14 protein-coding genes are annotated in these 17383 nt (G+C 71.1%); 8 read left to right on the top strand and 6 right to left on the bottom strand.

The window, feature by feature from the left end:
- Positions 1 to 164: 164 nt before the first annotated feature.
- Together ACFUJR_RS08100 and ACFUJR_RS08095 are read right to left on the bottom strand one after the other, a co-directional pair.
- A complete protein-coding gene (locus tag ACFUJR_RS08100; protein WP_383165058.1) occupies positions 165 to 1724 on the bottom strand; it encodes a DUF1254 domain-containing protein in 1560 nt (519 codons plus the stop codon).
- Positions 1725 to 2066: 342 nt separating this feature from the next.
- Positions 2067 to 2915, bottom strand: a complete 849-nt coding sequence (locus ACFUJR_RS08095; RefSeq protein ID WP_383165061.1) for a helix-turn-helix domain-containing protein — start codon at positions 2913 to 2915, stop codon at positions 2067 to 2069.
- A 244-nt stretch (positions 2916 to 3159) separates the two neighbouring features.
- On the opposite strand from ACFUJR_RS08095, the gene ACFUJR_RS08090 reads away from it, so the two are divergent.
- Positions 3160 to 4059 (top strand): NADP-dependent oxidoreductase, encoded by a 900-nt coding sequence (locus ACFUJR_RS08090; protein WP_383165159.1) that lies wholly within the window; start codon positions 3160 to 3162, stop codon positions 4057 to 4059.
- Between the two features lie 140 nt (positions 4060 to 4199).
- A complete protein-coding gene (locus ACFUJR_RS08085; protein WP_383165064.1) occupies positions 4200 to 6086 on the top strand; it encodes an AMP-dependent synthetase/ligase in 1887 nt (628 codons plus the stop codon).
- 125 nt (positions 6087 to 6211) lie between these two features.
- Here ACFUJR_RS08085 and ACFUJR_RS08080 read toward each other — a convergent pair whose 3' ends face one another.
- Positions 6212 to 6409 carry a hypothetical protein gene (locus tag ACFUJR_RS08080; protein ID WP_383165066.1) on the bottom strand — a complete coding sequence of 66 codons (198 nt, stop codon included), beginning with the start codon at positions 6407 to 6409 and terminating at the stop codon, positions 6212 to 6214.
- A 620-nt stretch (positions 6410 to 7029) separates the two neighbouring features.
- Here ACFUJR_RS08080 and ACFUJR_RS08075 point away from each other — a divergent pair.
- From ACFUJR_RS08075 to ACFUJR_RS08065, 3 genes are all read left to right on the top strand, one after another.
- Positions 7030 to 8136 carry a glycine betaine/L-proline ABC transporter ATP-binding protein gene (locus tag ACFUJR_RS08075; RefSeq protein WP_383165070.1) on the top strand — a complete coding sequence of 369 codons (1107 nt, stop codon included), beginning with the start codon at positions 7030 to 7032 and terminating at the stop codon, positions 8134 to 8136.
- Positions 8133 to 10118, top strand: a complete 1986-nt coding sequence (locus ACFUJR_RS08070; protein ID WP_383165073.1) for an ABC transporter permease — start codon at positions 8133 to 8135, stop codon at positions 10116 to 10118. Before ACFUJR_RS08075 ends, ACFUJR_RS08070 begins: the two co-directional genes overlap by 4 nt.
- A gap of 62 nt (positions 10119 to 10180) precedes the next feature.
- Positions 10181 to 11164, top strand: coding sequence for an ABC transporter substrate-binding protein (locus ACFUJR_RS08065; RefSeq protein WP_383165076.1), 984 nt, complete (start codon positions 10181 to 10183; stop codon positions 11162 to 11164).
- 283 nt (positions 11165 to 11447) lie between these two features.
- Here ACFUJR_RS08065 and ACFUJR_RS08060 read toward each other — a convergent pair whose 3' ends face one another.
- A complete protein-coding gene (locus tag ACFUJR_RS08060) occupies positions 11448 to 12593 on the bottom strand; it encodes an SMI1/KNR4 family protein (RefSeq protein WP_383165079.1) in 1146 nt (381 codons plus the stop codon).
- 258 nt (positions 12594 to 12851) lie between these two features.
- Here ACFUJR_RS08060 and ACFUJR_RS08055 point away from each other — a divergent pair, with 258 nt between their 5' ends.
- The gene (locus ACFUJR_RS08055) at positions 12852 to 13880 is read left to right on the top strand and encodes an NAD-dependent epimerase/dehydratase family protein (protein ID WP_383165082.1); all 1029 of its coding nucleotides are present in this window, start codon (positions 12852 to 12854) and stop codon (positions 13878 to 13880) included.
- A 114-nt stretch (positions 13881 to 13994) separates the two neighbouring features.
- Positions 13995 to 14180, top strand: a complete 186-nt coding sequence (locus tag ACFUJR_RS08050; protein WP_383165085.1) for a hypothetical protein — start codon at positions 13995 to 13997, stop codon at positions 14178 to 14180.
- 60 nt (positions 14181 to 14240) lie between these two features.
- On the opposite strand, the gene ACFUJR_RS08045 is transcribed toward ACFUJR_RS08050, so the two are convergent.
- Positions 14241 to 14645, bottom strand: a complete 405-nt coding sequence (locus tag ACFUJR_RS08045) for a hypothetical protein (RefSeq protein WP_383165088.1) — start codon at positions 14643 to 14645, stop codon at positions 14241 to 14243.
- Entirely contained in the window at positions 14645 to 15787 is a 1143-nt protein-coding gene (locus ACFUJR_RS08040) for a molybdopterin-dependent oxidoreductase (RefSeq protein WP_383165090.1), read from the bottom strand. Before ACFUJR_RS08040 ends, ACFUJR_RS08045 begins: the two co-directional genes overlap by 1 nt.
- A gap of 113 nt (positions 15788 to 15900) precedes the next feature.
- Between ACFUJR_RS08040 and ACFUJR_RS08035 the strand changes: the two genes are divergently transcribed.
- Positions 15901 to 17349: a glycosyltransferase 87 family protein gene (locus ACFUJR_RS08035; RefSeq protein ID WP_383165093.1), complete on the top strand. Its 1449-nt coding sequence runs from the start codon at positions 15901 to 15903 to the stop codon at positions 17347 to 17349.
- The last annotated feature ends 34 nt before the right edge of the window (positions 17350 to 17383 follow it).

Below are 17383 nucleotides of genomic sequence, written 5' to 3'. Positions count from 1 at the left end.
CGATCGCCCGGTCGGGCCGCTTCCGGGCCTCCGACGGATCTGCCGTCAGCCGCGCGGCCGGCTTCCCGAGCCCGCACGCCGACCGCACCCGCGCAGGCGCCGTCCGTGGCCACCTCGCGGTCCGGATCCTCGCGCCTTCGGATCACCGCAGTCGCACGCCGGGATCAGTCCACCGCCTCGATCTCGCCCGGCCGCCAGGTCCTGTCGAAGAACGCCTGCAGGGGGCTGTAGAGCCGCAGGACCGCGAACCATCCCTTGCCCGGCATCGTCTGGATCCAGTTGCCTTCCGGCACGCCGTCGGGCCGGCGGGGCCCGAAGTGCACCGTCGTCGTGCCGTCGGCATCGGCGATCGCCGCCGGACTCGGGTAGGCCTGGCTGCCGGCCCGGGGGAACCGTTGCGGCGTGTCGAGCATCGAGCGTGTCTGGTTGTCGTACGCGGTGCACGACCAGAACCTGGCCGCGGGGATGTCCGGCGGCAGCACCAGACGGTAGTCCCTGCCGCCGTCGAGGGACCGGCCCTCCCGGTCCGCGAACGCGAACACGTACTGTGAGCCGATACCGGTCAGCGACGTCGCGAACGCCGGGCTGATGCCCACGGCCAGGTACCACCACCAGGCCCGCAGGTTGAGCTTCCGGGCGCCGTCGCTCGGGCAGGGCTCGATGCCCTTGTCGGTGACCGTCGCCGGTGGGGTCATGAAGTCGTAGCCGGATGCCATCAGGCCGTTGAGCCACCGGGAGGACGTGCCGTAGTAGTGCGCTCCCTCGGCCGGGCGCGGGAGGAAGGCGAGCGTGCGGGCCGTGGCGTTCCCCACCGCGGCCGCTTCGGTGAGGATCTTCTTCATACGGGCGTCCGGCTGGAAGGGTCTGTCTTTGACGATCCCGATCGCGGCGAGAGCACCGGCGATCTCGGGATCGAGCGCCTCCGCCGGCTGGTCATGGACCAGTTCACTCGCGAAGTCGAAGTACGTCGCGTCCGAGGGCGGGACCGTGTTCATGGAGAGCCCGGTGCCTTCGACGAAGCGGGGCGGAGCGGGTTCCCGGAGCGCGGCGGTCCAGGTCTCCGCGGTCCACGGCAGCGGTGGGGCCGTGCCCCCGGTGACGATCTCCGCGAGACTTGTTCCGTACAGTCCCGGGACGTAGCGGTAGAGGCGCAGCCCCTCCTTGACGCGCTCGGCCACCGGCTTCGGATCGTCGCCCTCCAGGAACGCCCGCCCGCCCAGGACCAGCCGCGTGGTGCGTGCCCGGCACGTGAAGAACCCGCCCTCGGGCAGCGGGCCCTCGTATCCGGGCGGCACGAAGAGGTATCTGCCGCCCACCCCGCGATCGGGTCCGGGCAGGCCGGGGTCCACGACCCAGCCGAACCACATGTCATTGACGAAACTGAGAGTGCGTGGCGGCATTTCCACGACCACGGGCCCCTCGGTCAGATCGAGGAACGTCACGAAATAGACGGTGTCCGCGTTTCCGGTCAGCACCAGGCTCTTCGGATCCATGAACTCCGAGCAGATCATGACGTCGTGGTCCTGGATCCCCGCCGCGAGAAAGCCCTTGCGGAACGCCCACATGCTGACACCGGAATACGCGTCGAGAAAGGCGCTGACCGCGTGCACGTGGTCCAGGTGGTCGTAGACGCGCTTCGCGGTCTCCTCGGTGGGAACACCGAGCGGAAACTCCAGAGTGCCCAGGTGGGTCTCGACCTGTTCGGGAGTCGCAATGGATTCCATGAACTGTGGTGAGGTCCCTGGGGCCTGCTGCATGGACGTGCTCCGTTCTCGGTTCCCGTGGAATTGGCGCCTCGTCAACCATGATTCGTTCGTGCACGAGCCGCCACCGCACCTGGGCCGTACGGGGCCTTGGCATCCGACCGTGCGTCGGTCCGGCGTGCGTCGGTCCGGCGTGCGTCGGTCCGGCGTGCGTGGGTCCAACATGCGGCGGGTTCACGGCGAACAGAAGCCGGCGAAACCACCCGCCTCCCTCGCCGACGTCGCCTACGCCCATGCGGCCGTCGACGGTGGCACCGCGCAGGACGGGCCCTTCCCCCGTTGCCGGGGCCTCTGCGAACTTCCCTACGGGCGTGAGCTTGTCACTGCCCAACTGCCCAGCAGCTTCAGCGCGGTCTCCGAAGTGGCGCAGGGGGCGGTGAAGACGATGAGTGACTGTCCGTCGTCGCCCGGCAGAGTGAGGGCTTCGTAGGCGAGGTCGAACCGGCCGACCACAGGGTGGCGGAAGGTCTTGGTGCCGTGTGTCTTCTCCCGGACCTCCTGTGCGGCCCACAACGTCCGGAACTCCGGGCTGAGTTCGCCGACTTCCTCGACGAGGCGCCCCACTCGGGAGTCGCCGGCGTGCCGCGCGGCTGAGAGGCGCAGGAACCCGACGGTCTGGCGGGCTACCTGGTCCCAGTGCGGGTACAGGCTGCGGGCCGTGGCATCGAGGAAGATGTGACGGACGATGTTGGGGGTACTCGCGGGGTCACCTGCAGCGTCGAGGAAGAGCGCCCGGGCGAGGTCGTTGGCGGCGAGTACGTCCATGCTCGGGCCGAGGACGTATGCGGGCACGGCGCCCACGGCGTCCAGAAGCCGACGGACGTCCGGACGTACTCGCTGCGCCTGCGGGATCGACGGCTCAGCCACCCGGAGCCGCGGTGGGCGGGCCAGATCGTACAGATGGGCGCGTTCGGCCGTGTCCAGACGGAGCACTCGGGCCAGGGCGTTCAGCACGGCGTCCGAGGGGTTGGTGGCACGGCCCTGCTCCAGGCGCGTGTAGTAGACGACACTCACCCCGGCGAGCTCCGCGACCTCCTCGCGACGGAGGCCGGGCACCCGTCGTCTGCCGTGGACACGGACACCCGCGGCCTGGGGCGTCAGATGTGACCGCCGTGAGTGAAGAAACCTGCCGAGCTCACGCGCTTCGTTCACGGCCGCCCCCTGGATCGTCCTGTGCCGCTGTCTCCTGTCGGCGTCGGCCGCGCCATTATGCCCTCCGGGGAATCCGCCGGCCTGTCCCTCCCAGTACCACCCTCCCTGCGCAGACCGGTACTCACGGGGTAATGGTCGGGAGACCCTTCCTGGCCCACGGTTGGCCCAGTGCGCCCCGCACACCACCGTCGCCGTCATGGCTGAACGGCTCGTTTCCGATTTCTCAGGAGCACCTGTGCGTGCAGTGGTCTTCTCCCGTTACGGCGATGAAAGCGTCCTGGAACTGTCCGACCAACCCGTACCGGCCCCCGCAGCCGGAGAGGTCCTGGTGAGGGTTCGGGCAGCCGGGGTCAACCCCGTCGACTGGAAGTTCCGTGAAGGTGCGCTCGGCACGGACGGCCCGTTCCCGCTGGCACTGGGCTGGGATGTGGCAGGAGAGGTCGTCGCCACGCCGACCGCGGACGGTCCAGCCGTCGGTGACGAGGTGTACGGCATGCTGCCCCTGCCGCGCGGCGGCGCCTACCAGGAGTTCGCCGTCCTGCCGGCTTCGGCGCTGGCACCCAAGCCCGTCGGCCTGTCGTTCGCCCAGGCCGCGGCCGTTCCGCTGGCGGCCCTGACCGCCTGGCAGTCCCTCGACGCCGCACACGTGGCCTCAGGGCAGCGCGTTCTGGTGCACGCCGGCGCGGGCGGGGTCGGTCACTTCGCCGTGCAGCTCGCCAAAGCCCGCGGGGCACACGTCACGGCCACCGCGTCACCGCGCAATCTCGACTTCCTGCGTCGACTCGGTGTCGACGAACCTGTGGACCGCACCTCGGACGGCCTGCACACCATCGAACCGGTCGACGCCGTCATCGACACCGTCGGCGGCCGGACCCAGCAGGAGTCATGGCGGCTGCTGCGACCGGGCGGGGCCCTCATCACCCTGCCGGAACCCATCGACGAGGCGTACCGCGTGCCGGGGATCGCGGGGCAGCGCGTGATCGTCACCCCGGACGGCGAGGCACTTCACCGCATCGGCGCGCTGATCGACAGCGGGGCCGTCCATGTCGAGGTCCAGGACGTCCTGCCCCTGCACAGGGCGGCCGAAGCACACCGGACCAGCAAGACCGGCCAGGTCCGGGGCAAACTCGTGATCACCCTCTGACGGGGATCCCCGCATGAGTGGAGGAACGGCGGTCGCGGTTCCCTGCCCATCGGCGACCGTCTCTCCAGTCTGCATCGCCGCTTGTGAGTCACCCACCAGTCAACAGGTCGTCGACGAGTGCACCGGGCCCGGAGGCCGATGTGAGTTCCGCGCAGTCCCTTCTTGAGAACCGCCCGGCTTCCGTGGCGCACCTCTTCCTTTCGAGAGTCGAGGCCACGCCCGACCAGGAGGCCTATCGCCACCCCGTGCCGGCCGCCGACGGCGCTCCCGGCACCGAGCAGTGGCGCATGCTGACATGGGCGCAGACCGGCAAGCGCGTCAGGGCGATCGCGGCCGGCCTGCTCGCCCTCGGGCTGCGGCCCGAGGAAAGGGTGGCGATCTCGTCATCCACCCGGGTGGAGTGGATCTTGGCCGACCTGGGCGCGATGTGCGCGGGGGCCGCCACCACCGCCGTCTACCCCGGCACCGATGCCGACGAGACGGTGTACATCCTCTCCGACTCCGGCACCCGGGCGATCTTCGTCGAGGACGCCGCCCAGCTGGCCAAGGTGGCCGCCCACACCGAACGCCTGCCCGAGCTGGTCCACGCGATCCTCTTCGACCCTCAGGTGGACATCCCACAGGTGGAAGGGCTGGAGGTGCTGTCTCTCGCCGAGTTGGAGAAGCGTGGCCTGAGGTACCTCGAAGAGCAGCCGGACGCAGTCGAGAAGACGGTCCGAGCCATAGGGCGGGAGCAGCTCGCCACACTGATCTACACCTCCGGCACGACCGGCCGGCCGAAGGGCGTGCGCCTGGTGCACGACTGCTGGTCGTACCAGGCCGTGGCGCAGGAGGCCGCCGGACTGCTGCGCTCCGACGACGTGCAGTTCCTGTGGCTGCCGCTGTCCCACGTCTTCGGCAAGGCCCTGATCTCCGGTCAGATCAGGACCGGGCACGTGATGGCGGTGGACGGGCGGGTCGACCGCATCATCACCAACCTGCCCGCCGTGCGCCCCACCGTGATGGCCTCGGCTCCGCGGATCTTCGAGAAGGTCTACAACGGCATCGCGGGAAGGGCGAGAGCCGAGGGCGGCGCCACGTACACGATCTTCCTCTGGGCGGCGAAGGTCGCCCGCGACCACGCCAGGGCCGGACAGGAGAGCATGGCGGCAACCGGGCGACGGAGCGTGCCTCGGTCGCTCGCGTTGCAGCACGCGATCGCCGACAGGCTGGTGTACGGCAAGATCCGAGCAGCCTTCGGAGGCAATCTGCGCGGCAGCGTTTCGGGCAGTGCCGCACTCGCACCCGATATCGGCTACTTCTTCTCCGGCGCGGGCGTGCCCGTCCTCGAGGGCTACGGTCTGACCGAGACCAGTGCGGGCTGCATCGTCAACCCCGCCGACGACAACCGGATCGGCACGGTCGGCACGCCCCTGCCCGGTACCGAGGTCCGCATCGCCGATGACGGCGAGATCCTGTTGCGGGGCCCCGGCATCATGCGCGGCTACCACAACCTCCCCGAGAAGACCGCGGAGGTGCTGGAGAGCGATGGCTGGCTGCGCACCGGCGACATCGGCGAGATGGACAAGGACGGCTTCGTCCGGATCACCGACCGCAAGAAGGACGTGTTCAAGACGTCGGGCGGCAAGTACGTGGCGCCCACCGAGATCGAAGGCCGGTTCAAGGCTGTCTGCCCGTTCGTCAGCAACATCCTGGTCATCGGTGACGGCCGCAACTTCTGCAGCGCCCTGATCACTCTGGACGAGACCGTGATCATGCCGTGGGCGGCGTCCCATGACCTCGGCCGCCGCAGCTATGCCGAGGTGGTCTCGTCGCCGCAGGTCCGCGAGCTCGTCGACGGATTCGTCCAGCGGGTCAACGGCGGTCTGCAACGGTGGCAGACCATCAAGAAGTTCTCGCTGCTCCCGCGCGACCTCGACGTCGAGCACGGCGAACTCACCCCGAGCCTCAAGGTCAAGCGGCCTGTCGTGGAACGCGAGTACGCCGAGGTCATCGAGGGGATGTACGAGGGTTCCCGCGAGGCGTGATCCCCACCTGCCCGGTGCGGCACTTCCCGCACCTCGCCCCGGCCCCCGGCCAGGCTGCCGACGGGTCAGCCTGACTCGAGGCCGGGGCGGCCCTCGTTCGCGCCCGCGCGGGGCGCCCCGCCCGATCACCGCGAGCCGCCGAACACCACGCGTACGGCGGCCCCGCCGGGGTCCGCGAGGCCTCCCACGACCGTGGCCGGGCGGCCATCGCCGCCCCCGACGGCGCCGGGTCGGGCGGCGGACACCAGACGGCCGCCCCGGTCGGCGACGACGGGGCACTGCCGCCGCAGGACGCGCGGCAGGACGACTGCCCCGGTAACCATTCCCGGACCGGTCAAACCAGCGAGTTGCCGACGATGGCATAACGTTCACATCTCAAACGTGGCATGGTGCAAAGGTGTTGCACCTTCGTTACATGTCGTGCATTAGTCATGGCCTCACGCCGTTTGTCCTTAATTCGCGTGACCCTCGCCACTCTCCGGCCCTCAAGGGCGGCTCGGGCGGTAGCACCCGAACATGACCGGCACAACCCCTTTCGCCTCGTGCGATTTCATTTTCTGCTGGGTAACTTCGGCCCGCATGACCACTTCCCGCACTCCGGCCGATCACCGGCGGGCGGCCCCGGCGCGGGTGTTCCCGTTACGACACCCCGACACCTGCCGCGTCGCACCGGCGGTCCGCGCCGCGCCTCCGTCGTCCACGGACCGCCTTCCGGGCGCTGCGCTGAGCTCACCCCGGACCGTACGGACCCGTCATGTGCAGGCATCGCCGTCCGCGACGGGCAGCCCGGGCGCGTCGGCACACCGGCGCCAACCCACCCGTAGAAGAAAGTCACTTGGCTCTTGTTGATACGAACGACCATCCACACGGACGCCGTCCCGGTGGCGGGCGAAGAGTACGCGGGCACGCTTGTGCCGAACGCCGCCAGGAAGGAGGACGTCTGATGGACGGTCACGATCCTGTCTTCTCGGTACGCGGCCTGTGGAAGGTCTTCGGGCCGAAGGCCGAACGCGTGCCCGGGGACCCCCGGTACGCCTCGCTGTCCCCGGCCGAGCTCCGCGAGCGGACCGGCTGCACCGCAGCCGTCCGGGACGTCTCCTTCGACGTCCGCAGGGGCGAGGTGTTCGTGGTCATGGGCCTGTCCGGGTCCGGCAAGTCCACGCTGGTGCGCTGTCTGACCCGGCTCGTCGAGCCCACCTCCGGTGAACTCGCCATGGACGGCGAGGACGTGCTGGCCATGGATCCGGCTCGGCTGCGCGACCTGCGCAGGCACCGCGCCGCGATGGTCTTCCAGCACTTCGGCCTGCTCCCGCACCGCACTGTGCTGGACAACGTGGCGTACGGGCTGGAGATCCAGGGCGTGCCGAAGGCCGAACGCCGGGCACGGGCCCGCGAGGTCGTCGCGAAGGTCGGCCTCGCCGGCCTGGAGGAACGCCGGCCGAACCAGCTCTCCGGTGGGCAGCAGCAGCGGGTGGGCCTGGCCCGCGCGCTCGCGACCGACCCCGAAGTCCTGCTGTTCGACGAGCCGTTCAGCGCCCTCGACCCGCTGATCCGCCGCGACATGCAGGAGGAGGTGGCCCGGCTGCACCGGGAGGAGGCCCGGACCATGGTGTTCATCACCCACGACCTCGCGGAGGCGCTCAGGCTGGGTGACCGGATCGCGCTCATGCGCGACGGCGCCGTCGTACAGCTCGGCACACCGGAGGAGATCGTCACCCGCCCGGCCGACGACTACGTCCGGGACTTCGTACGCGACGTTCCGCGCGAGCAGATCGTGCCGGTGTCCCGGGCGATGCGCCCGGCCGCCGCCGGCGAGGCCGACCGAGGTGCGGTGCTCAGCCCGGACGCCACGGTCGCCGAGGGAATCGCCGCCGTGGCCCGCGACGGGGTACCGGCCCGGGTCGTGTCCGACGGCAGGGTGCTCGGTGTCGTGGACCACGCGCGACTGCTCGCCGTGGTGGCCGGACTGGCGCCCAGCGACGGCGACCCGGTCACCGGGCCGGCAGCGGACGCGGACCCGGATCAGGCCACGGACGCGGTGACCGCATGAGCACCACCACCTCCAGCCCACGCGCCGCCGACGACCGCACCCGGGACGGCGGCGAGACACCCCCGCCCCGTCGCACCCGGCGACTCTCCAGGCCCTCCGCCCCGGTGGTCCTCCTGCTCCTCACCCTGCTGCTGCCCACCGCCTCGCTGCTCGCGGACGGCGGCTGGCCGCAGGCGCTGCGCGTGGACCTGATCCCCGCGCTGGACTCCTTCGCCGACTGGGTGGTCGACAACCGCGACAGCCACCCCGTCTTCCTCTACTTCCTCCTGCACCTGTCCAACGCGGCCACCGACTCGGTCGCCTGGGTCCACGGCCTGCTCGCCTCGGTCGGCTGGGCCGGTGTGCTCGCCGTCGCCACGGCGCTCGCCTGGTGCGCGGGCGGAGGTGGCCGCAGAGGCAGGGGCCCGGCCCTCGTCGCCCTCGGCTCCCTGGCCGGCTGCGGCCTGCTGGGGCTGTGGGAGCAGGCGACCGAGACACTCGCCCTGATGCTGGTGTCCGTCGCCGCCGCGTCCCTGCTCGGGCTGCTGCTCGGCCTGGCCGGCGGGCTCTCCGACACCGCCCAGCGGGTCCTGGCCCCGGTGCTGAACACCATGCAGGTGCTGCCGTCCTTCGCCTATCTGCTGCCACTCGTCCTGATCTTCGGCATCGGCACTCCGTCAGCGCTGATCACCACGGTGATCTACGCCGCTCCCCCCATGGTCCGGATGACCGCCCTGGGCCTGCGCGGCGCGGACCCCGGGGTTCTGGAGGCTTCCCGGTCGTTGGGCTCGACCCGGTGGCAGCGGCTGTGGACGGCACAGCTGCCCGTGGCCCGCCCCCAACTCCTCCTCGGCCTGAACCAGACCATCATGATGGCCCTGTCCATGGTGGTCATCGCCTCCGTCGTGGGCGCCGGCGGTCTCGGTGAGAGCGTCTACCAGGCCCTGAAGACCCGGGACTTCGGCCAGGGCCTCACCGCCGGCCTGGCCATCGTGCTCATCGCCGTCTGGCTGGACCGGACGACCGCGGCGGCCGGGGCCCGTACCGGCAGCCCGGTCGGCCGCCGGAGCACAGGGTTCGCCCTCGCACTGGCGACCGCCGGCCTGCTGGTGGGCCCCCGTCTGGCAGCCGGCTGGCCCGAAGCGCTGACCGTGGACATCGCCGCCCCGTTGAACACCGCCGTGGACTGGCTGGTCGGCGCCGCCTACCAGGACGTCCCGGTCCTCGGAGGCACCTCGGTCTGGGCGGGCAGCGTCACCACCTGGGTGCTCAACCCGCTCGACACCGGGCTCCAGGCACTGCCGTGGTGGTCCCTGCTGCTCCTGGCCGGCGTGATCGCCTGGCTGGTCGGCACCTGGCGCGGCGCGCTGACCGCCGTACTCGCCCTGTCCTGCACCGGCGTCCTGGGCATCTGGGACAAGTCCCTCTACACCCTGTCCCAGGTCCTGGTCGCCGTCGCCCTCACCCTGGTGCTGGGCTTCGCCATCGGCACCCTCGCAGCCCGCGTCCGGACGGTCGAACGCCTGCTGCGGCCGGTGTTCGACGCCATGCAGACGCTGCCGCAGTTCATCTACCTGATCCCGGTCGTCCAGCTCTTCAACGCCGGCCGGGTCGCCGCGATCACCGCGGCGGCCGTGTACGCCCTGCCCGCCGTGGTGCGGGTCACCACCCAAGGGCTCAGGCAGGTGAGCCCGGCCACCATGGAGGTGTCCCGCTCGCTGGGCGCCACCACCTGGCAGCAGATCCGCGACGTGCAGTGGCCGCTCGCCCGCCCGGCGCTGCTGGTCGCCGCCAACCAGGGCGTCGTACTCGTCCTCGCGGTCGTCGTCATCGGCGGCCTGGTCGGCGGCGGAGCGCTGGGCTTCGACGTGGTCAAGGGCCTCACCGCGGGTGAGCTCGGCACCGGCCTGATCGCCGGCGCGGGCATCGTCTGCCTCGGTCTGGCCCTGGACAAACTGACCCAGCCGGCCGCCGGAGCCGCGTCCGCCCCCGCCCGGCACTGACCGACACCGGCCGCTCCCGGCCCGCGCTTCCCCCCACCCACCCCTACGAAAGGCAGTCCACCATGACCACGCACACCCCCACCGACATCCGCACGCACGCCCGGACGCGTGGTCGCCGGGCCGGACTCGCGGCGGCGGGCGTACTCGCCCTGCTCACCGTCAACGCGTGCGCCGCCGCCGACACCGGCGGCGGCGACACCAAGACCGTCAGCCTGCACACGCCCTCCTGGGTCGGCGCCGAGGTCAACACGGCCGTCGCGGCGTACCTCCTGGAGCACGAGCTCGGGTACAAGGTCAAGACGCAGCAGATGGACGAGACCCCCGCCTGGGACGCGATGAGTCAGGGCAAGATCGACGCGATCCTGGAGGACTGGGGCCATCCCCAGGAGGAGAAGCGCTACGTCCAGGGCAACAAGTCCGTCGTCTCGGCCGGCGAGCTGGGCGTGACGGGCCACATCGGCTGGTTCGTCCCGAAGTACCTGGCGGACGAGAAGCCTGACATCACGGACCACAAGAACCTCAACAAGTACGCCGGCCTCTTCAAGACCCCGGAGAGCGGCGACAAGGGCCAGTTCATCAAGGGCGACCCGTCCTACGTCTCGCACGACAACGCCCTGATCAAGAACCTCGGTCTGAACTACAAGCCGATCGAGGCGGGTGCCGAGGCCACGCACCTGGCGCAGCTCGAGCAGCTGTACAAGAACAAGAAGCCCTTCCTCACCTACTGGTGGACCCCGCAGTGGATGAACGCGACCATGGACCTGGTCGAGGTGAAGCTGCCGCCGTACGCGGAGGGCTGTGACGCGGACAAGAAGGCCGTCGCCTGCGCCTACCCCGACGTGCCGTTGAAGAAGTGGATGAACGCCGATTTCGCGAAGGAGGACAGCGAGGCGGCGCGGTTCCTGAAGAACTTCAAGTGGACGACCGAGCAGCAGAACCTCGTCGCCAAGTACGTCGCCGCCGACAAGATGAGCCCGGAGAAGGCGGCCGAGAAGTGGGTCGAGGAGAACGAGTCCACCTGGAAGGCGTGGCTGCCCAAGAAGTAGCCCCTCGCAGGACGCGCTCCGCCGCCCCGCTCGGCGATCGGGCCTCCGCGGACGGGAAGGGCTGTTGACGGTCCTCGGAGCCGCGGTCCACAGGGCCGTTGACGGCCCTTGAAGCCGAGGTCCACAGGGCCGTGGAGGTGGAGCGGGACCGTCGTGGCCGGTCCCGCTCCGGATGCCCTCAGACCTCGCTCGTTGCGCTTCACGATCCATCACCTCCGCTGAGCGCTTCATGGGGCGACAACCGCCACATGAAGCGCTCACGCGGAACCGAAACCCTCTGGTGTCAGTCCTGATCTCCGGTGTACTGAGCCGCGTACCAACTGGAGTCGATGGCGGGATTGCCCAGGGTTCCCCAGAATCGGTCGTCAGGTATCGATGGCAGTGGCGGATTGCCCAGGTCCGCATGCAGATCCGCACGCCAGTCGAGAGTGAAGTGACTTCGGATGTCCGCGCTCTCGCACACGGACCTGTAGGGGGACCCCCAGATCCCGAGGGCTATCTTCTCCGCGGCCCACCTACGAGTGTGGTCTCGGCTGGTGTCGGCCTGCGCCAGCACCGCGCGGAGTCGCAGGGCGAGCGGGTCGGTCCGGTCCGGCCGCGGTAGGGCCGCACCCCGCTCCCACGCGTCCAGGGCTGCCTTGACCTCCGGGTAGTTGTACAGCCCCGTTTCGACCGCCAGTCTGCGCAGCTGCTTCCGCGCGGCATCGACCACCCGCTCATACGGCAGGATCGCGATCAGTGCACCGAGTTCCTCGTGTCCGTCCAGGTGGCTCACGTGGAGGAGGTCGGTGGGACTGTGGGACAGGTCCAGCTCTGGCAGCTTCTCATCCGGTGCGGGAAGGGGCTCGTCGGCCCTGTACTCCGGCCTGGCAGGCAGAGGCCCCTCCCAGAACAGTCGGCCGTTGAACGTGACGACACCAGCGTCCTGGCCGTGCTCAAGCATGTCGGCCAGTTCGGCCAGATACCCACCCAGCGAGTGGGCCTGCCCAAAACTGGTGCCGGTCTCGTCGAAGAACCGTCCGATCGCACCGAAGGAGTCCCGCTCGGTACGGCAATCCATCAGGAGACCGTCCGACGTCACGTCATGGGAACCGAACTTCACGTAGCCGCGAAGCCAGTAGTCCTCGGCCTCCCCGTCGACGCCTTGGTCGATGCCGCGCATGAACGCGGTATCCCCGAGGATCCCGCTCACTCCGAGCAGCCGGTCGCCCGTACTGAACCGGAAAGCCTCAGGTCCCTCCAGCGCCCCGTTGTGCCGGAGGAGTGAAGCGACCAGGTCCGGAGGAAAGGTGACACCCAGTTCCTCCTGCGCCGCCGCGATCTCCTCGTCTCCCGCGGGCGGCCGAAGCGTGGCGAAAGTGCGGGGCGCGTGCTCGCGCAGCCACGCGTCGATGCGAGTCCATGAGCCCTGGACCAGGTCTGCTGTCATAGGGCCGACCTTAGGGTCAGCCTCTGACAACAGCTTGATCGTCGCTCACCGGACGTGCCCGCCATGTTGGCGTTCAGGCCGGCGAATTCGAGTAGACCCCTTCCGGCTCACCAGGCTGCGGCACCGGACGCTGCAGCCGCCCACGCAAGCGCTCACTCGCCAAGCGAAGCCTCAGGAAGGCCGAGGATCCTCTTACGGATCCGTGACGCGCGGCCGTCCGGACACCTCGCGGGGGCCGGGGCGGCATAGCTTCGGGTCATGCGCGTACTTGTGACTGGAGGAGCGGGCTTCATCGGCTCGCGTATCGTCGCCGAGCTGATCGGACGGGGGCACGACCCGCTGCTCTTCGACATGACGGAGGACGGGCGGGACGTACGGGATCCCGTCGCCGTGCGGAAGGCCCTCGCCGGGGTCGACGCGGTCTGTCACCAGGCGGCCAAGGTGGGCCTGGGGAAGGACTTCGGGGACGCACCGGGGTACGTGTCGGTCAACGACCTCGGTACGGCGGTGCTGCTGGCCGAGATGGCGGAGGCGGGCGTACGAGGGCTGCTGCTCGCCGGGTCGATGGTCGTCTACGGCGAGGGGCGGTACGAGTGTGCCGCGCACGGCGTGATCCGGCCAGGGCCCCGTGCCGAGGCCGATCTGAAGGCCGGTCGGTTCGAGCCGCGCTGTCCTGACTGCGGCGCCGACCTGGCACCCGGTCTGGTCGCCGAGGACGCGCCGATGGACCCGCGGAACGTCTACGCCGCCACCAAGCTCGCTCAGGAGCACCTCGCGTCCTCGTGGGCCCGGGCGATCGACGGACGCGTGATCTCGCTGCGCTACCACAACGTCTACGGGCCGGGGATGCCCCGCGACACCCCGTACGCGGGCGTGGCCGCCCTGTTCCGTTCCGCGCTCGCGCGCGGCGAGTCGCCGCGCGTCTTCGAAGACGGCGGACAGCGCCGGGACTTCGTCCACGTACGGGACGTGGCCTCGGCCAACGTGGTGGCGCTGGAGGCTCTGGCGGACGGACCGTGCTTCGCCGCGTACAACGTCGGCAGCGGCGATCCGAGGACCGTCGGCGACATGGCCCGGGCGCTGGCCTCCGCGTGCGGAGGCCCGGACCCGGTCGTCACCGGCGAGTACCGGCTGGGCGACGTGCGGCACATCACCGCGGACTCCGGGCGGCTGCGCCGCGAACTGGGCTGGCGCCCGACAGTGCCGTTCGCCGACGGGATGGCCGAGCTCACCGGCGGCGCGGAAGGCCCGGCCCTGCGGGAGGCCGGGCTCGCCCGGCAGCCGTAGGGCCGGCCTGGTGGGAACGGCTGTCCCGCCGGTGCCCCCTAGGTCGTGTCGTCAGAGTCCCGTCTGCCCGTCGGCCGGACGACGCTACTTTGACGACACTCCCTGGAGGTCGAGGTGGCCACCACCGAGGTCGACGAACGCGAGGTCCACGTCGACGACGGCCGCGGCGGCCGCGGGGCACCCTTCCGGTGGGCCCGGCTCGGCACGCGGGCCCTGTGCGCCGAGGCCCCGGAGGCCGGCTGGACCCGCACCCTCACCTGGCAGGCCGCGGGCCGCGGCTTCGTGGGCCTACGCCGCTGACGACGCGACGTGGAGGGGGCCGACGCCGGAGACGCGGCCCCCTTCTCCACAGCCCCCGGCTCACCGCCGCCGAGCCGCCCGTCGCAGGCATGCGCGCACCCCGACGTACGCGACAGTGATCGCGGCGACGGCCGCCATCGCGAGCAGCCAGTTCCGTGCGTAGTCCAGTGGCAGAACCGTCGCGTTGGCCACGCGCCCAGGGCGCAGGAGCGGCGGCAGGGCGATGGCCGTCAGCGAGCCTGCGACGATCAGCGCGGCGCGCGGCACACCGCGCAGCCGCAGACCCGCCGCCGCGGCGAGCGCGGCGAGCGCGAAGACGAGTGGTGCGATCAGCCCGTCGTGCGCGAGGACCCCGCCTACGAGCCACACGCCGACCCGCCACGGCTCGGGTTGCTCCAGCAGCAGGGAGCCGCCGAAGGTCATCAGGACGATCCCACAGCCGCCCAGCACGTACCGGTACGCCATCACAGCACCTCCAGTCGGCCGACCCACTTGGTCTGGAGCACTCCGGGCCGGTTCGGGGCGATGATCCGCGCCGGGTAGCCGTGGTCCAGGGACAGGACCTCGCCGTTCAGGCCCAACGCCAGCAGGGTGAGCGGGTCCTGGGCGTACGTGCGGCCCATCTCCATCACCCGGTACGCGCCCGCCGCCTCCAGTGACACCACCCGGCACCGTGCCCCCGGGCCGCCGCCCGCCCGGTTCAGCAGGTCGCGCACCCGTACCCCCGTCCAGCGGGCGGACTTGCTCCACCCTTCCACGCATGCGATGGGCAGCGTCACCTCGTGCTGCGGCATCGCGCGCAGTTCCTCCAGAGTGAGGCTGTACGGGCGCGGCCCGGCGACGGTCAGCCGCCAGTCGGTCAGCGACGCCGTGGTGACGCGTGCCGCGGCGGCCGTGCGGTTGACCGGCAGTCCCTGTGGCCCGTGGTCCGGACTGCGCGGGCCGAACAGCTCCAGGGGTCCGAGCGCGGTGACGGACTGGCCGACGGTCGTCAGCGTGACGGCGCCCACCCCGGCCGCGACGGCCGCCAGCAGCTGACGGCGGTCCGGTCCGTCGGCGGCGGGGAGGGCGAGGGTGCCGGGTGAGCGGCGGTTGAAGTGGTCACGGATCCGCGGCCATTGCACGGCGACGTGGAGCAGCAGCGCTCCCACCAGGAGCCAGCCGACGGCGTAGTGGACGGGTACGAAGGAGAACGGCCAGGGGTACCACTGGAAGGTGTTCAGCAGCCCGGTGAACAGCTCGAAGATCCCCGCGGCGACGAGCACGGCCACCGAGAGGCGTTCCAGCGCGTGCCGGACCGACCGGACCGGAGGCCACGTGAAGAGTCGGGGGTAGACCGCCCACAACTTGGCCAGCAGCAGCGGGATCGCGGCGATGCCGGAGGCCACGTGCAGCCCCTGGGTGAGCCGGTAGCCCCAGGAGGGACGGCTCGGCAGCCGGTCGGCGAGCCAGATGGGCGGGTGCTGGAGGTAGTGGCTGAGCACGCCGGTCGCGAAACAGACGACGACGGCGAGCCCGAGCAGGCGGCCGATCGCGGTCGCGGTACGGGCATCGTGCAGACGCGCCGTGAAGGTGATCGGCGGTCCGGGAGGCGGAGTCGGGCGCATGAGCCCATGACACCCCCGGCAGGGCCCCCGTGGGTGGTCGGAACACCTTACGAAACACGGACGCGCGGGACGCCCGACCCCACTTCGAGGACCGTTCCTGGAACGCTGCGGACGTGAACACGCGCACTGCCCTCACCGCCACGGCCCTCGCCGCACTCACCACCGTCCTCGTCCTGACCATCCGGTACGACGGCTACTTCACCGACCCCGGCGGGCTGTTCTGGTGGTACGCGGCGTGCTGGGCGCTGTTCGCCGGTGCTCTGCTCGCGCTGCGCCGGGTTCCGTCCTCCCATGTCGTACCCCTGCTGGTGGCCGGGGCGATCGCCGTCACGGTGACCGGGCTGGTGGCGCCGCCCCGGACCAGCACCGACTCGTACCGCTACGCCTGGGACGGCCGCGTCCAGTCGGCCGGCGTCTCCCCGTACGACCACGCGCCGCAGGACCCGGAGCTGGTCCGGCTGCGCGACTCGTGGCTCTTTCCCACGGGGGCGGCCTGCGCCGGGCCGGACCGCGCCCGCATCCCCGCTACCGGACCGGTACGGCACTGCACGCGTCTCAACCGGCCCGCCGTACACACCATCTACCCGCCCGTGGCCGAAGCGTACTTCCTGGCCGTCGACCAGCTCTCCCCGGAGGGAGCCCGGCACAAGCCCCTCCAGATCGGCTCCGGCCTGATCTCCCTGGGCGTGACCGGTGCGGTGCTGATGATCCTGCGCCGCAGGGGTACGGACCTGCGGCGGGCCGCGTACTGGGCGTGGTGTCCCGTCGTGCCCGTCGAAGCGGTCAACAACGCGCATGTGGACGTCCTCGGGGCGCTGCTGGCCGTGGCCGGCCTCGGGCTCCTCGCCGTCCTTCCGGGCCGTCGCCCGGCCGGCGGACTGGTCCTCGGCGCCGCCGTCGCCACCAAGCTCATGCCCGCCGTCGTCCTGCCGGGCGCGCTGTCCGGAGTCCGCCGCGTCCGCGACGCGGCCGCCGTGCTGCTGCCCGCCGCCGCGTTCACCGCGCTCGCCTACCTCCCGTACTCCCTCCTCTCGGACGGTTCCGTCTTCGGCTACCTCGGCGGCTATGTGGAGGAGGAAGGCTACGACGACCCCGCGGACGGCTCCCGGTACGCGCTGCTCCGCCAGGTCCTGCCCGACAGCTGGGCGCTCCCCGTGGTCCTCGTCGTCATGGCGGGCGTGTCCCTGTACGTGATGTGGCGCGGTGATCCGCACCGGCCATGGAGCGGCGCGCTGCTGGTCACCGGCTGGGCGTTCACCCTCCTCACGCCCGGCTACTCCTGGTACGCCCTCCTCCTGGTCGCCCTCGTCGCACTGGGCGGACGCTGGGAGTGGCTCGGCGTCGCCCTGGCCGGCCCAGCCGTCTACGTCCTCGGCCGGGTCTTCGACCACCGGGAACCGACGGCCGCGATCGCGTACGGTCTCGCTGCCCTCCTCGTCCTCACGGCCGCTGCCGTGCGGCGGCAGCGCGGAACCGGAACGCGTCGGCCCGTGGACGTCTCCGTCCAGGCGTCCGGACCGGGGTCGCCGCCCTCGGCCCGGACCGCGAGCCGGCCGACCTAGGTTCTGTCTCCTGGATCGGGTGGCGCCGGCCCTC

The organism is Streptomyces sp. NPDC057271 (assembly GCF_042668715.1).
GTDB lineage: Bacteria > Actinomycetota > Actinomycetes > Streptomycetales > Streptomycetaceae > Streptomyces.
The sequence above is the reverse complement of the archived record's forward strand: the minus strand, read 5'-3'. Positions and strand labels throughout refer to the sequence as shown.

Bases quoted from the DNA above. Each gene is read 5' to 3' on its own strand.
- ACFUJR_RS08055 (WP_383165082.1), top strand. From the start codon at position 12,852: ATGCGCGTACTTGTGACTGGAGGAGCGGGCTTCATCGGCTCGCGTATC.
- ACFUJR_RS08075 (WP_383165070.1), top strand. From the start codon at position 7,030: ATGGACGGTCACGATCCTGTCTTCTCGGTACGCGGCCTGTGGAAGGTC.
- ACFUJR_RS08065 (WP_383165076.1), top strand. From the start codon at position 10,181: ATGACCACGCACACCCCCACCGACATCCGCACGCACGCCCGGACGCGT.
- ACFUJR_RS08080 (WP_383165066.1), bottom strand. From the start codon at position 6,409: ATGGTTACCGGGGCAGTCGTCCTGCCGCGCGTCCTGCGGCGGCAGTGC.
- ACFUJR_RS08060 (WP_383165079.1), bottom strand. From the start codon at position 12,593: ATGACAGCAGACCTGGTCCAGGGCTCATGGACTCGCATCGACGCGTGG.
- ACFUJR_RS08040 (WP_383165090.1), bottom strand. From the start codon at position 15,787: ATGCGCCCGACTCCGCCTCCCGGACCGCCGATCACCTTCACGGCGCGT.
- ACFUJR_RS08070 (WP_383165073.1), top strand. From the start codon at position 8,133: ATGAGCACCACCACCTCCAGCCCACGCGCCGCCGACGACCGCACCCGG.
- ACFUJR_RS08100 (WP_383165058.1), bottom strand. From the start codon at position 1,724: ATGGAATCCATTGCGACTCCCGAACAGGTCGAGACCCACCTGGGCACT.
- ACFUJR_RS08045 (WP_383165088.1), bottom strand. From the start codon at position 14,645: ATGGCGTACCGGTACGTGCTGGGCGGCTGTGGGATCGTCCTGATGACC.